The 14,059-nt window shown below is 71.3% G+C and carries 12 protein-coding genes; 5 read left to right on the top strand and 7 right to left on the bottom strand.

What is annotated here, in order from left to right:
* Positions 1-73: 73 nt before the first annotated feature.
* The 3 genes from adh to QSK31_RS41395 are packed head-to-tail and all read left to right on the top strand — an operon-like array spanning position 74 to position 4,101.
* Positions 74-1,597 (top strand): aldehyde dehydrogenase, encoded by a 1,524-nt coding sequence (adh, locus tag QSK31_RS41385; protein WP_285690343.1) that lies wholly within the window; start codon positions 74-76, stop codon positions 1,595-1,597.
* Between the two features lie 48 nt (positions 1,598-1,645).
* Positions 1,646-1,984 (top strand): DUF779 domain-containing protein, encoded by a 339-nt coding sequence (locus QSK31_RS41390; RefSeq protein WP_502873099.1) that lies wholly within the window; start codon positions 1,646-1,648, stop codon positions 1,982-1,984.
* 38 nt (positions 1,985-2,022) lie between these two features.
* Positions 2,023-4,101, top strand: coding sequence for a WD40 repeat domain-containing protein (locus QSK31_RS41395; protein ID WP_285690345.1), 2,079 nt, complete (start codon positions 2,023-2,025; stop codon positions 4,099-4,101).
* A 215-nt stretch (positions 4,102-4,316) separates the two neighbouring features.
* Here QSK31_RS41395 and QSK31_RS41400 read toward each other — a convergent pair whose 3' ends face one another.
* The gene (locus tag QSK31_RS41400) at positions 4,317-4,679 is read right to left on the bottom strand and encodes a DUF3499 domain-containing protein (protein WP_285690346.1); all 363 of its coding nucleotides are present in this window, start codon (positions 4,677-4,679) and stop codon (positions 4,317-4,319) included.
* 288 nt (positions 4,680-4,967) lie between these two features.
* Between QSK31_RS41400 and QSK31_RS41405 the strand changes: the two genes are divergently transcribed.
* A complete protein-coding gene (locus QSK31_RS41405) occupies positions 4,968-5,348 on the top strand; it encodes a metallopeptidase family protein (RefSeq protein ID WP_502873100.1) in 381 nt (126 codons plus the stop codon).
* Positions 5,349-5,351: 3 nt separating this feature from the next.
* Here the strand turns inward: QSK31_RS41405 and QSK31_RS41410 are convergent, their stop codons facing one another.
* From QSK31_RS41410 to cofD, 6 genes are all read right to left on the bottom strand, one after another.
* Positions 5,352-5,609 (bottom strand): WhiB family transcriptional regulator, encoded by a 258-nt coding sequence (locus QSK31_RS41410; RefSeq protein ID WP_285690347.1) that lies wholly within the window; start codon positions 5,607-5,609, stop codon positions 5,352-5,354.
* Positions 5,610-5,891: 282 nt separating this feature from the next.
* On the bottom strand, positions 5,892-8,375 hold the full coding sequence (locus tag QSK31_RS41415) for a bifunctional FO biosynthesis protein CofGH (RefSeq protein ID WP_285690348.1): 2,484 nt from the start codon (positions 8,373-8,375) through the stop codon (positions 5,892-5,894).
* Between the two features lie 47 nt (positions 8,376-8,422).
* Complete coding sequence (locus QSK31_RS41420; RefSeq protein WP_285690349.1) at positions 8,423-8,974, bottom strand: NUDIX hydrolase; 552 nt, start codon at positions 8,972-8,974, stop codon at positions 8,423-8,425.
* Positions 8,971-10,212, bottom strand: coding sequence for a saccharopine dehydrogenase family protein (locus tag QSK31_RS41425; protein WP_285690350.1), 1,242 nt, complete (start codon positions 10,210-10,212; stop codon positions 8,971-8,973). The genes QSK31_RS41420 and QSK31_RS41425 overlap by 4 nt, the downstream gene beginning before the upstream one ends.
* Positions 10,213-10,238: 26 nt before the next feature.
* Positions 10,239-11,315 carry a coenzyme F420-0:L-glutamate ligase gene (locus QSK31_RS41430; RefSeq protein WP_285690351.1) on the bottom strand — a complete coding sequence of 359 codons (1,077 nt, stop codon included), beginning with the start codon at positions 11,313-11,315 and terminating at the stop codon, positions 10,239-10,241.
* 2 nt (positions 11,316-11,317) lie between these two features.
* The gene (gene cofD / locus QSK31_RS41435) at positions 11,318-12,262 is read right to left on the bottom strand and encodes a 2-phospho-L-lactate transferase (RefSeq protein ID WP_285690352.1); all 945 of its coding nucleotides are present in this window, start codon (positions 12,260-12,262) and stop codon (positions 11,318-11,320) included.
* Between the two features lie 98 nt (positions 12,263-12,360).
* Between cofD and QSK31_RS41440 the strand changes: the two genes are divergently transcribed.
* Positions 12,361-13,632: a hypothetical protein gene (locus tag QSK31_RS41440; protein WP_285690353.1), complete on the top strand. Its 1,272-nt coding sequence runs from the start codon at positions 12,361-12,363 to the stop codon at positions 13,630-13,632.
* Positions 13,633-14,059: the final 427 nt, after the last annotated feature.

Raw genomic sequence — 14,059 nt, forward strand, 5'->3', positions numbered from 1 at the left:
TGGGTTTGCAACGTCCTTGCAACGTTGCCGTAACTAACGTCGCCTCATCCGCTGACCCAACGGAGGCGACAGCATGACCATCTACTCCCCGCCCGGAACCGACGGCGCGATCGTCAACTACGAGAGCCGCTACGACCACTACATCGGCGGCGAGTACGTCCCGCCGGTGAAGGGCCAATACTTCGAGAACCCCTCGCCGGTCAACGGCCAGACCTTCTGCGAGATCGCCCGCGGCACCGCCGACGACGTCGAACGGGCCCTGGACGCGGCGCACGGCGCGGCCGACGCATGGGGCCGCACCTCGCCCGCCGAACGCGCCAACATCCTCAACAAGATCGCCGACCGGATGGAGGCGAACCTCGAGAAGATCGCGGTCGCCGAAGCCTGGGAGAACGGCAAACCGGTCCGCGAGACCCTGGCCGCCGACATCCCCCTGGCGATCGACCACTTCCGCTACTTCGCCGGCGCCATCCGCGCCCAGGAAGGCTCGCTCGCGGAGATCGACGACGACACCGTCGCCTACCACTTCCACGAGCCGCTCGGTGTGGTCGCCCAGATCATCCCGTGGAACTTCCCGATCCTGATGGCCGTATGGAAGCTCGCCCCCGCCCTGGCCGCCGGCAACGCCGTCGTGCTCAAGCCCGCCGAGCAGACCCCCGCCTCGATCCACTACCTGATCTCGCTGATCGGCGACCTGATCCCGGCCGGGGTGCTGAACATCGTCAACGGCTTCGGCGTCGAGGCCGGCAAGCCGCTCGCATCGTCCAGCCGGGTCGCCAAGGTCGCCTTCACCGGCGAGACCACCACCGGGCGCCTGATCATGCAGTACGCCTCGGAGAACCTGATCCCGGTCACGCTGGAACTCGGCGGCAAGAGCCCGAACATCTTCTTCGACGACGTCTCGTCGGCCGGCGACGACTTCTTCGACAAGGCGCTCGAAGGCTTCGCGATGTTCGCGCTCAACCAGGGCGAGGTCTGCACCTGCCCGTCGCGCGCGCTGATCCAGCAGGGCCACTACAGCGACTTCCTGGCCGCCGGCGTGAAGCGGGTGGAGAACCTCAAGCAGGGCAACCCGCTGGACACCGACACCCAGGTCGGCGCGCAGGCCTCCAACGACCAGCTCGAGAAGATCCTGTCCTACCTGGACATCGGCCGTCAGGAGGGCGCCAAGGTACTGGCCGGCGGCAACCGCGCGGACCTCGGCGGCGACCTGGCCGGCGGCTACTACGTCCAGCCGACGATCTTCGAGGGCAGCAACTCGATGCGGATCTTCCAGGAGGAGATCTTCGGGCCGGTCGTGTCGGTGGCCTCGTTCTCCGACTACGCCGACGCCATCAAGATCGCCAACGACACGCTGTACGGCCTCGGCGCCGGCGTGTGGACCCGCGACGGCAGCACCGCCTACCGCGCCGGACGCAACATCAAGGCCGGTCGGGTGTGGACGAACTGCTACCACGCCTACCCCGCGCACGCCGCATTCGGCGGGTACAAGCAGTCCGGCATCGGCCGCGAGAACCACAAGATGATGCTCGACCACTACCAGCAGACCAAGAACCTGCTGGTGTCGTACTCGCCCAAGGCGCTCGGGTTCTTCTAGATCATGCCCGTGACCCGAGTTGACGTGACACCCGCGGCGGCCGACCTCATGCGGTCGCTGCGGGTGCAACACGGACCCCTGATGTTCCACCAGTCCGGCGGCTGCTGCGACGGCAGCTCCCCGATGTGCTACCTCGAGGGCGAGTTCCGCACCGGGGCGTCGGACGTACTCCTGGAATCCCTCGAGATCGACGGCGTCGACGAGCCGGTCACGTTCTGGATGTCGAAGTCGCAGTTCGAACTCTGGAAGCACACCCACCTCACGGTTGACGTGGTCCGGGGGCGTGGGTCCGGGTTTTCGCTGGAGGCGCCTGAGGGGGTGCGGTTCCTGATCCGCAGCCGGCTGTTGTCGGAGGAGGAGATCGCGGAGCTCGCCGCCCGGGCTTAGCGGATCTTTTTGTCGGGGCCCGGCGCTAGGGTCCTCGCATGTTGACGCGGTGGACGACGGCGGGTGACGACGACCCGCGCCTGCTCCGGACTTTCCGGACGGCCTCCACGGTCGCGGTGGCGGCCGCGACCGTGGACGGCGTCCGGGTCTGGGTGACCACCACCGATTCCTCCGTCGACGACGTCCTGCAGATCTGGCATTCCGGCACCGGTGAGCTGCTGCGGGTCGTGCCCGACGTCGGAGGCGATTCGCTGGTCGTGACTTCGCTGGCCGGGCGACCGGTTGCGGTCGTGTGCGGCTGGAGTGACACGCCTCGGATGGTCGACCTGTCTACCGGCACGGTTTCGCCGCTGCCGGCCGCCAAGGAGATCGCCCAGGGCCTGGCCATCGCGGGCGTCGAGGGTGCGCCCGCGCTGGTCACGGCCGATCTGGGCGGCAAGGTCCGGCTGATCGACCTGACAGACCCTTCTTCGGTACGCGAATTCGACGCCGGCGCCGACCGCCTCAACGCGGTGGCGGTCCTGGAGTGTCGGGGCCGTCTCGCAGTCGTCGCCGCGGGCGACTCCCTGCACGCCTGGGATCTCGCCACCGGCGACCCCTTGCCGGCACCTCCGATCAGCGGCCGTGCGCGCGCCGTCGCCACCTGGCCGGACGCGCCCGACCTGCTCGCGGTGCTCGGCATGGACGGGACGGTGGAGCTCGCGCCGCTGGGCACGGACGGCACCGTGGAGTCCGCGCCGCTGGACATGCACGACACCGTGGAATCCGCGCCGCTGGACATGCACGACACCGTGGAATCGGCGCCGCTGGACATGGACGGCACCGTGGAGATCGCTGGGCGCGGCGTGTTGGGCGTGCCTCGGAGCAGTTCGGCCACGCATCTTGCCGGAGTTGTCACGACGGACGGGCGCCGTCTGCTCGCGGTCGCCGACGCCGAGGCCGTCGTGCTCTGGGACGTCGAGGCGAACCGCGCTGCCGGACCTCCCCTGGTCGGGCCCACCGGCTGGGCCGGGATTTGCGCCGGCGGCCCGGGCGAGCTGATCACGGCGTCGGCTGAGGACTGCGCGGTGAGCCTGTGGTCGGTAGGCGCGGCCCTGCGGCCCACCGGGCACGGCGCGACCAGCACGATCACGGCCCTCGCGCTGAGCCCGGACGGCTGGGTGATCGCCGGCGGATCGGACGGCACCGTGACCACGTGGTCGGTGACCGACGGCTCCCCGGGCCCGGGCATCAGCGGACGCGGCTCAACGCCCAGCGAGCACGGCTCAACGCCCAGCAGGCACGGCCCGGCCATCAGGGAGCACGGCCCAACGCTCGGCGGGCACGGCACAACGCCCGGCGGGCATGGCTCGGCGGTTGGCCGGCTTCGTGGGCCGGTTCGAGTGATCGTCGCCGTCGGCGTGGGTGGGCGGATCGAGGTGCTGGCCGGTGGCGGCGATGTGAACGGCTCCCCCGACGACCTTCTGTATCGCTGGGTGGCGGACCCCGCGATTGCCGCGGGCCGGTTCGGTGCCGATCGGGCGATCCCGGCCGAGCACAGCGGCGAGGTGCGGGTGATCGCCCCGTACGGGACGAGCGTGTTCACCGCGGGCTGCGATCAGACCATCGCCCGCATCGACCTGGTGACCGGGTCGCGCATCGAGGTGTTTCCGGGGGACCACCACGCGAGCGGCGTCGCGATCCGTGGTGACCGGGCCGCGGTGAGCCGTTTCCCGAGTCCGTTCCAGCTCTGGGATCTGATCACCGGGAAGCCGATCCCGACCGCGGCGACGGATTCGGCCGCCTTCGGTGAGCGGGTGGTCGGGTGGTGCGGCGACGACCGGGTGGTGGTCGCGCTGGATGAGGCCACCCGGGTCCGCGACCTGACCACCGGCGAGACGATCAGGCTGGACGAGGACAACGACGCCCGGATCACCGCGATCGCCTGTGCCGACCGTTCCGTCGCGGTCGCCCGGGACGATTGCTCACTGTCGCTCTTCGACCCGGACTCCGGTCTGGTCACGGACGCGATCGAGTTGCCCTATCCGGCTACCGCGTGCGCGTGGACACCGGACGGCGACCTGATCGTGGCGTGCCGCCGCGACCTGATCCGATTGTCAGCGGCCGGCCGATCTTGAGGCCGGAGCAAGGCGCGCAAGCATCCGACGCCGCCGGGGAGCGCAAGCCCTCGACACGGCCCGGAGAACGCGGGCCCTCGACGCCGCCCGGGGAGCGCAGGCCGGGCAAGCCGCAGTCATTCGGCCGGCACGGGAGCGCACGCCGCCGATCCGCGGGCGCTCGACTCCGACGCCGGCCTTGCCCGGGGGGTGTGGGAAAGGCCGGAGAAGCGGGTCTAGGCGGGCGGGATGACGCGCAGGTGGCCGCGCCGGCCGGTCTGGTGGCCGGGCACGTGGTCGTGCTGGTCGGGGCGGGGCGGAGGGGCCGGGCGGGCGGCCTCGCGGACGGCGTCGGCGAGGGCGACGAGGTCGTCGGTGGTGGGCTCCGGCAGGGCGAACTCGCCATCGTGGCGGACGAGTTCCCAGCCGCGGGGGGCGGTGAGGCTGCGTGCGTGGGGTTCGCAGAGGTCGTACGTGTGGGGTTCGGCGAAGGCCGCGAGGGGGCCGACCACGGCGGTGGAATCGTTGTAGACGTAGGTCAGTGTGGCGACCGCCTGTCGAGGACAGCCGTTTCGGGAGCAGCGCCGTGGGGACCTCACGGCGGCACGTTATCTCCCCGCAAGCGCGCGGGGCCGCGACACGCCGTACCACCATGCATCACGATTCGGCCATGACCCGACGACACGCCGTCCCATATAGGCTAATTCGTCGTGAAGTCGCCGCGGCGAAACTCCGTGCGACCTGGCAGAGCACTTGATCGGGGTCGACCGGACTACAGTTCACACGTGACTACGAGCCCCGACCGCCACCGGACCGCCGAGCCGGGTCGTGCGGCGCGCTCCGCCGGGCCGGGGCGACCCGCCCGCCGCGACCGGCACGGCCGCGGTCTGCGGGGCAGGCTCGTGCCCGCCACCGTGCCGCTGGCCCGCACCAAGGCGGAGATCTTCGACGACCTGGTCCTGGACACGGTCGAGGCGCTCGAGCGGCGTTACGCCAAGGAGCTGGCCGGTGTCGAGTTCGCGGTCGAGGACGTCCCGCCCGACCTGAACGTCTACGACTCCGATGTGCTGGAGGACGGCGAGGTCCCGTTGGCCCGGTTGCTGCCGGGCCGGCCCGGTCGCCAGGAGCTGCCGCCGCGGATCGTCCTGTACCGGCGTCCGCTGGAGTTCCGGGCGATGGACCGTGAGGACCTCGCCGACCTCGTGCACGATGTGATCATCGAGCAGGTCGCCAACCTGCTCGGCGTCGATCCGGACGAGCTGGCCTGACGGTCAGGCCACCCGGCGCTTCAGTTTGCGGCGTTCCCGCTCGGAGAGCCCGCCCCAGATGCCGAAGCGCTCGTCGTGCCCCAGTGCGTACTCGAGGCACTCGCCTTTGACATCGCAGCGACCGCAGATCCGCTTCGCCTCGCGGGTCGAGCCGCCCTTCTCCGGGAAGAAAGCCTCCGGATCGGTCTGCGAGCACAGTGCTCGCTCCTGCCATTCGGGTGCGTCCCCGAGCAGGTCGACCCCTTCCACCTGCGCTTCCATCGGCGTGCCTCCAATTCATGCGCCAGGTTTCAACCCAGCGCGACCCCCCACGCACGCGGCGTGTTCTTGCGGGCTGGACGCGGCCACGTGCCCGCCCTCCCCGCAACCCCACCCGAAATTACACGCGTGTAATGCGTGCGTCGTCAAGCCGAACCTGATAAATAGGCCCGTTTCCCCGAGGTGTCCGGACACCTCGTGGTCCCGTTCCAGCCCTATCTGTCAGAGCCGCGCCTTGGTAACGCCGACGCGGCGCGTCACGTCCGATTTTACCCGATTTGTAACTTAGCGTCGCCCGTACACCGTCGTTCGTTCCACGGCCGGGCGACCAACCGACGCCGCCAGCTCCTTCAATTGGGCGACAGTCCTTGCGGAACCGTGCTCCGAGCCGGCCATCCGGGAGATTGTCTCCTCCATCAAGGTGCCGCCCAGATCGTTGCATCCGCCGTTGAGCATCTGCCGGGTGCCGTCGTCGCCGAGCTTCACCCAGGAGGTCTGGATGTTGCTGATCCGGCCGTGCAGCAGGAGCCGGGCCATCGCGTGCACCACCCTGTTCTCCCGCGGGTTCGCGCCGGGGCGGGCGATGCCGGCCAGGTAGATCGGTGCGTTCGTGTGGATGAACGGCAATGCCACGAACTCGGTGAAGCCGCCCGTCTCGTCCTGGATGCGGGACAGCACCCGGAAGTGACCCAGCCACTGCCGCGGGTGGTCGACGTGGCCGTACATCATCGTCGAGCTGGACCGGATGCCCAGCTGATGCGCGGTGGACACGACGTCGATCCAGGCCGCCGCGGGCAGCTTGCCCTTGGTCAGCACCCAGCGGACCTCGTCGTCCAGGATCTCCGCCGCGGTGCCCGGGATGGTGTCCAGCCCGGCCTCCTTCAGCTGGGTCAGCCACTCGCGCACCGGGACACCGGCCTTGGCCGCGCCGGTCACGATCTCCATCGGCGAGTACGCGTGAACGTGCATCCCCGGCACCCGCTGCTTCACGGCGCGCACCAGGTCGGCGTACGCGGTGATCGGCATTTTGGGGTCGATGCCGCCCTGCATGCAGACCTCGGAGGCGCCGTCCCGCCATGCCTCCTCGGCCCGGTCGGCGACCTGGTCCACGGACAGCCGATAGGCGTCGGCGTCACGCTCACGCTGGGCGAACGCGCAGAACCGGCAGCCCACGTAGCAGACGTTGGAGAAGTTGATGTTCCGGTTCACCACGTAGGTGATGTCGTCGCCGTTGACGTCGCGGCGCACGTCGTCGGCGATGCGGGCCAGCTCGTCGAGCGCCGAGCCCTCCGCGTTGAACAGGGCCATGGCCTTGTCCTCATTGGCCTCCAGCAGCAGGGCAGCCGGGTTCTCGGCGGCCAGCTTGAGTCCGGCGAGGACATCCGAGCGAGTCCCCCCGGCGGCCGGCGCCGTGATGTGCGCGGCCACCTCGTCCCAGTCCCCGTAGACGCTGTCGAAGTCGCTACGCCGGTCGCCGGAACGGCCCTCGGTGTCGATCGTCGCGAACAGATCGGTCCGGCCGGTCCCGTACGCGTCATCCGGCTCCTGCCACGGCAGGCCCACCGGCATCGCGTCCTCGTTCGCCAGCCCGTCGGGCCCGGCCAGCGCCGCCACGTGCGCGGCGACCCGCGGATCCAGCCAGCCCTCCGAGCCGCGGCGGACGTACTCCGGGTAGATGGTCAGACGCTCGCGCAGGATGAACCCGGACTTCTCGGAAAGCTCCCGCAGGTGGTCGATCGCCGGCCACGGACGCTCCGGATTGACGTGATCGGGCGTCACCGGCGAGACGCCGCCCCAGTCGTCGATCCCGGCCCGCAGCAACAGGTCGAACTCCGCGTCGATCAGGTTCGGCGGCGCCTGGATCCGGGCGCGCGGTCCCATGATGATCCGCGCCGTCGCCACCGTCGCGGCCAGCTCGCGCAACTCGGCGTCGGGCATACCGCGCATCGCCGTGTCCGGTTTCGCCCGGAAGTTCTGGATGATGACCTCTTGGATGTGCCCGTACTCCCGGGACGTCCGGCGCATCGCGAAGATGGCGTCGGCCCGCTCCGCGATGGTCTCGCCGATGCCGATCAGGATGCCGGTGGTGAACGGCACGCCCACCCGGCCGGCGTCGTCCAGCACGCGCAGCCGCACCGCAGGCTCCTTGTCGGGCGAGCCGTAGTGCGGCTGACCCTTCTCCGACCAGAGGCGGGTGGCCGTCGTCTCCAGCATCATGCCCATGCTCGGCGCGACCGGCTTGAGGCGCTGCAGGTCGGCCCAGCTCATCACGCCCGGGTTGAGGTGCGGGAGCAGACCGGTCTCCTCGAGCACGGCGATCGCGGACGCCCGCACGTAGTCCAGGGTGGAGTCGTAGCCGCGCTCGTCCAGCCACTGCCGGGCCGAGTCCCACCGCTCCTCGGGCCGGTCGCCCAGCGTGAAGAGCGCCTCCTTGCAGCCCTGCGCGGCGCCCTCCCGCGCGATCGCCAGCACCTCGTCGCGCTCCAGGAACGCGGCGGGCAGGCGGTGCGGCACGGTCGCGAACGTGCAGTAGTGACATCGATCGCGGCACAGCCTGGTCAGCGGGATGAAGACCTTCTTGGAGTACGTGACCACGCCCGGACGCCCCGCCTCGCGCAGGCCCGCGTCCCGGACGCCGCCGGCGATCGCCAGCAGCTGGTCGAACAGCTCTCCCTCGGCGGACAGCAACGCCTCCGCCTCGCCGGCGTCGATGGCCTTGCCGTCAGCGGCCCGGCGCAACGCCCGGCGAACACTAGCCTCAGTCACCAATGCAGCCTAGGTCGCGATCTCCACAACCGTCCCCTGCCGGAAAGGTGTCACCCGCCACTTCGCAAACGGGCCATAGCCGGACCGATCTGACCGGTGACACCGTCGGCCAGCGGCTCCGGCAGCGCATCGGGCCGGAACCAGCCGAGAGCCGCCGACTCGTCACTGACCAGCTCGACCGCGTCGGCCGGGGCGACGGCCAGGAAGCGTACGTCGAAGTGATGGGTCTGCCCTGAGGGTTTGCACGGCACGGGGTGGATGTGCAGGTCGATCGGGACCGGGTCGAAGTCCAGTCCGGCGATCCCGGACTCCTCGCGGGCCTCCCGGGCGGCCGCCGCCACCAGGGACACGTCGCCCGGCTCGCAGTGCCCGCCCACCTGCATCCACATGTTCAGCCGGCCGTGCAGGCAGAGCAGCAGACGGCCGTCCGGACGGGCGATCATCGTGCTGGCCGTGACATGGCCGGGAGCGTGCTCCCGGGTCATCGCGACCGGCCCCGCGGCCAACAGGTCGAGGGTCCGCAGCCGGGCCTTCTCCGCCTCGGCGGACGTCGCCACCCAGCCGGTCAGCACGCGCACGGCGTCGTCGTGGAGGGCGGTCACGGCAGCTTCTTCGCGGAGATCTCGACGCCCGCCGCACGCAGCCGGTCCACCAGCGCGTCGCCCAGGCCGGTCGACGGGGTGAGCACGCCGCCCTCCACGTCGGGCAGCTTGTCGCGGTCCAGCACCAGCGTGAGGGCCGACTCCCCGAGCATGAGCGCGGTGGCCGCGTACCCCGGATCGCCCTTGGCCCGGAAGCGGGCCTTGTAGCGCGCGCCGGACGTGGTCGTGGTGAAGACGTCCATCGTGAAGTGCCCGTTGCGCTGGGTCTTCTCGTCCGGCCCGGTGCCCGGCTTGGGCAGCACCCGGTCGAGCAGGAACCGGGTCGGTGGCATCGCCAGCCCGGCGAGCACCGCGCCCAGCCCCACCTTCACCCCGGCGGCGATCAGCGGCGACACCGGCGACGTGCCGGCGCTCTGTGTCTCGCGGTAGCGGAAGGTGCGGCCGTACGCCCACTTGCGCAACGCGTTGCTGCGCCGCACGATCCGCGAGTTGTAGGAGGCCATCAGGAACGGCCCCAGGTGACCGCGCAACGTCCGGTCCACCGCGTGGCCCGGCATCGACACCATGTCGTCCTGCCGGCCCAGCTCCGGCTCGGCCTTGCGGTCCGGGCTCAGCGCGTACGGGCTGGCCGCCGCCCGACGCAGGTCCCGATCGTCCTTCAGCACGTCGACCAGGTTGCGGATGGTGTCGATGGTGCCGCCGCTGAACCCGCCCTTGAGGCTGGTCACCACCAGCGTGGTGTCCGCGAGCTTGCCGGCGCCCTCCTCGGTGACCAGCTTGTGCAGCACGTGCACGGACAGGTCCGAGGGGATCGAGTCGAAGCCGCACGAGTGCACGATCCGGGCGCCGGTGGAGCGGGCCATCTCGTCGTTCTCGTCGATGCTCTGCCGGTGGAAGACGACCTCGCCGGTCAGGTCGGCATAGTCGGTCCCTGCCGCGGCGCACGCCCGGACCAGGGTCCGGCCATGTCTGAGGTACGGGCCCACGGTCGTCACCACGACCTGCGCGGCGGCGGCCAGCTTCGCCATCGCGATCTCGTCGCCGGCGTCCGCGACGATCAGCGGCCAGTCCACGCCCAGCCGGCCGCGGAGCTTCTCCAGCTTGTCCCGCGACCGCCCGGCCAGCGCGACCCGCACCCCGGCCGGGGCGTGGTCGGCCAGGTAGGCGGCGACCAGCGCGCCGGCGAACCCGGTGGCGCCGTAGACGACTAGGTCGTGATCGCGTTCGTGATCAGTCATGACCACTGATTGTGGGGGATGCGTCGCTAACCGGCAGCGGCGAGGGTGATCAGAACGCCGTCGTCATCGGTGCGGACGCTCGATGCCAGGCCCTCGGCGGCGAGCGCGGCGCGTACCCGATGGGTGTCGACGCCGAGCGCAACCCACCCGGCGGGCGACCGATCCGCGTGCGTGAGCAGCAGGCCCTCGTCGCTCACCAGGACCGCGGTCCCCGCCGAGAGCGCCGCCGCGACGGTGTCCAGCGCCGCTTTGCTCTGAGCACCTATACGCATCACCACAGCGTCACGCCGCGACGCGTCCGTGCCGTTGCCGCTCTGAGCACCGATCTGCATCACCCCGGCGTCGGGGAGCGTCGCCGCTGCCCGGAGGCCCTCGGCGCGGGCCTCGGCAGTGCCCAGCGAGAACATGTCGCTCTCCGCGTCGCGCAGCAGCACCACCGCGCCCGGCGTCTCCGTCTCGCCCGCGCCCGGGTAGCCGCGCACCACCGCCACCGGCACCCCGTCGCACTTGCCCTTGACCAGCTCACCGGCGGCCGCCAGCTCGTCGATCACGGCCATCTCGGTCAGCTGGAGCTCATTGCCGTACGGATCGATCTCGCCCTTGTGGTCGCGCAGCGGAGCGATCCCCGCGGCGCCCAGCGCGACATCGGTGAGGCCCAACCGCCAGGCGCGGCCCATCGTGTCCGAGATGATCACGCCCACCCGCAGCCCGCGCTCCAGCAGCGCCGCCCGCAGTGCCCGCGCCGACGCGTCCGGGTCGGCCGGGAGCAGCACCAGGTGCGTCTTGTCGACATTCGAGGCGTCGATGCCCGCCGCCGCCATCACGAAGCCCTGATGTGTCTGCACGATCGCGGTCTGCCCGCGGCGGGCCACCACCCGGCGGGTCTCCCCGGCCAGGATCTCCTGCCGCGCCGCCTCCCGCTCCGGGCCGTCGGCCGGCACGTCGACCAGGCGCCCCTCCGCCTTCGACACGATCTTGCTGGTCACCACCAGCACGTCGCCGTCGCGCAGCCAGGGCGCGGCCGTCGTGATCAGGGTTGCCAGGTCGTCGCCGGCGGTCACGTCGCCGATCCCGCGGACCGGCAGAACCTCCAGGCCGTCCATGATCACTCTTTTCCGGAGAGTTCGATCGCTTCCTCGACCATCTTCGCCGTGGCTTCCTCGTCCGTCATCCACAACGGCGCCGCACGGGTGGTGACGCCTGGCACATCGGCTCCCTGATCGGTGGTGTCGACCAGCCAGCCGTCCAGCAGATCCGCCCCGTAGAGCGCGCCGACGCCCTGGGCGGTCACCTCGACACCCACCGTGGCCAGGCATTTGTCGGCCATCCCGCGGACCGGCGAGCCTCCGATGATGGGCGACACCCCGACCACCGGCGCCGGGCCGTCCGCCACGGCCTCCCTGATGCCGGGTACGGCCAGGATCGGCGCGATGCTCACCACAGGGTTGCTGGGCGCGATGAGCACCACGTCGGCTCCGCCGATCGCCTCCAGTACGCCCGGGGCCGGCTTGGCGGCGTCGGCGCCCACGAAGACGAACCGGTGCGTCGGCACGTTCCCGCGGTAACGCACCCACCACTCCTGGAAGTGGATGGCCTTACGTTCGCCGTCCACGTCCACCACGACGTGCGTCTCGAGGCGGTCGTCGGTGGCCGGCAGCATCGTGACACCCGGCCGCCAGCGGTCGCACAGCGCGGCGGTGACCTGCGACAGCGGGTATCCGGCGGTCAGCATCGTGGTGCGCACCAGATGCGTGGCCACGTCCTTGTCGCCCAGGCCGAACCAGGTGGGCTCGGCGCCGTACGCGGCCAGCTCGTCCTTGATCGTCCAGGTTTCGCCGACCCGGCCCCAGCCGCGTTCCGGGTCGTGCGCGCCGCCCAGCGTGTACATGACGCTGTCCAGGTCGGGACAGATCTGCAGGCCGTGCATGCGCACGTCGTCACCCACGTTGACCACGGCGGTCACGTCGGCGCCGGCCTTTCTCGCGTACGCCCGCACACCGGCCAGGAAACGCGCGCCGCCGATGCCACCGGTAAGGACCGTGATCCGCATGCCGCCATCCTCGCGCACCTGTGGATGACGGGAGGCAATGGCCCCGTACGACTAGCATGAGCCGACCCGTCCGACCGACCACCTTCGAGGAGAACTCCGTGACCAGCCAACCGGAGAGCCGCTCGGTCCTCCAGCTGCTGCGGCCGCTGCGCGACATCGCAGCCTGGGCGCTGGTGGGGGTGCCGGCCGTCCTGTTGTTCGTGTCGGTCCTCGACCTCATCCCGTTCGGCGACGGCGACACGTTCCTCACCAGGACGACCGGCAGCTTCTACGAGTTCGTCAACCTGCCGACGATCTTCCTTCCCCTGGCCGCGGTGCTTCTCGCGCTGCTGGTCGAGCCCCGCCACCCCAAGGCGAAGCTGATCACGATCATCGCCCTCGCCGAGTACGCCGCGGCGGCCTTCTTCGGGGTGATCTTCGGTTTCCTGGTGGGCCTGGTCCGGATCGCCGGTTTCAGCGTGCAGACGGCCTTGCAGGAGCTGCTGGCCCGCGCGGCGTGGCTGGGCTTGCTCGCGGTGGCGGGTTACGCGATGTACGGCATCTGGCGCGGCCTGTTCTACGTGGCCAAGCCGAAGGCACCGCCCGGCGTTTACGGCCAGCCGCAGTACGGCGTGCCCGGCACGTTCCCCGGCCAGCCCGGTTACGGCCAGCCGCCGCAGCCCGGCCAGCCCGGTCACGGGCAGCCGCCGCAGCCCGGCCAGCCTGGTTACGGGCAGCCGCAGCCTGGGCAGCCCGCCTACGGCCAGCCTCAGCCCGGCCAGCCCTCGCCCGGCGAGCCTGGTTACGGACAGCCCGGCGCTTTCCACCCCGGGCAGCCGACCGTGCCGCACCCGGGCCAGCCCTACCCCGGCCAGCCCGCTCAGGCGCAGCCCGGCCAGCCGCCCTCCTGGAACCAGCAGGCCCCCATGTACGGCCAGCCGCCCGTCGGCCAGCAGCCACCGGCGTGGGGCCAGCCCGCGCCCAGCACCTACGGCACCCCGCCCCCGACCTCTGGCGCTCCCGCCCCCGGTGCCCCGACCAGCGGCGTGCCGAGTTCGGGTGTGCCCAGCTCCGGTGTGCCCAGCTCAGGAGTGCCCAGCTCCGGTGTTCCCGGTCCGGGCTTCCCGACCTCGGGCGTTCCAGGCTCCGCTGCGCCGGGTTCTTACGGCCCTGGTTCCTACGCCCCCGGTTCCTTCGCCGCCCCGAGCAGTGGCGCGCCGTCGTACCCGCCGCCTCCGGCACCGCCTGGCTTCGCCGAGCCGACCCAGGTGGTCCCGCGCCCGGAGCAGTCCTCCGCCCCGCCGGCCTCCCAGGAGGACGACCGCACCCAGATCGTCGGCAACGAGCGCCCCGGTTTCGGCCCCGCCGACCAGGACCCGCCCCGCGCCTGACCGCGACGCCGTCAACGGCCCGGCCCGGCCCGAGCCCGCATCGCAGCGGCTCGCGCCGGGCCGTCGCGCATCATCCTTCGAGGGCTGAACACCTTCCACGGTGAAGACACGGCTGCGGCTCGCATAGCCGAGCCCGACCACCCGGTGTCCTTGCTGCCGGCGTTTCGGCCGCGCGTGGGGACTTGCCGGGTTGCCAAGCGGCAGGGTGCGTACTCGCCGTCGCTGCCGCCTCTCACGGCGAGCGCGGGGTCAGACCAGGCTGCCAGGCGCCCGAGTGCCTGCTCACCGTCGCTACCGCCACTCACGGCGAGCGCGGGGTCAGACCAGGCTGCCAGGCGCCCGAGTGCCTGCTCACCGTCGCTACCGCCACTCACGGCGAGCGCGGGGTCAGACCAGGCTGCCAGGCGCCCGAGTGCCTGCTCACCGT

Origin of the sequence: Actinoplanes sp. NBRC 103695 (assembly GCF_030269485.1) — a bacterium.
Lineage (GTDB): Bacteria > Actinomycetota > Actinomycetes > Mycobacteriales > Micromonosporaceae > Actinoplanes.

Excerpts from the sequence above, each read along its gene's own strand:
- adh (WP_285690343.1), top strand. The coding sequence starts at position 74 with ATGACCATCTACTCCCCGCCCGGAACCGACGGCGCGATCGTCAACTAC.
- QSK31_RS41390 (WP_502873099.1), top strand. The coding sequence starts at position 1,646 with ATGCGGTCGCTGCGGGTGCAACACGGACCCCTGATGTTCCACCAGTCC.
- QSK31_RS41395 (WP_285690345.1), top strand. The coding sequence starts at position 2,023 with ATGTTGACGCGGTGGACGACGGCGGGTGACGACGACCCGCGCCTGCTC.
- QSK31_RS41410 (WP_285690347.1), bottom strand. The coding sequence starts at position 5,609 with ATGGAAGCGCAGGTGGAAGGGGTCGACCTGCTCGGGGACGCACCCGAA.
- QSK31_RS41425 (WP_285690350.1), bottom strand. The coding sequence starts at position 10,212 with ATGACTGATCACGAACGCGATCACGACCTAGTCGTCTACGGCGCCACC.
- QSK31_RS41430 (WP_285690351.1), bottom strand. The coding sequence starts at position 11,315 with ATGGACGGCCTGGAGGTTCTGCCGGTCCGCGGGATCGGCGACGTGACC.
- cofD (WP_285690352.1), bottom strand. The coding sequence starts at position 12,262 with ATGCGGATCACGGTCCTTACCGGTGGCATCGGCGGCGCGCGTTTCCTG.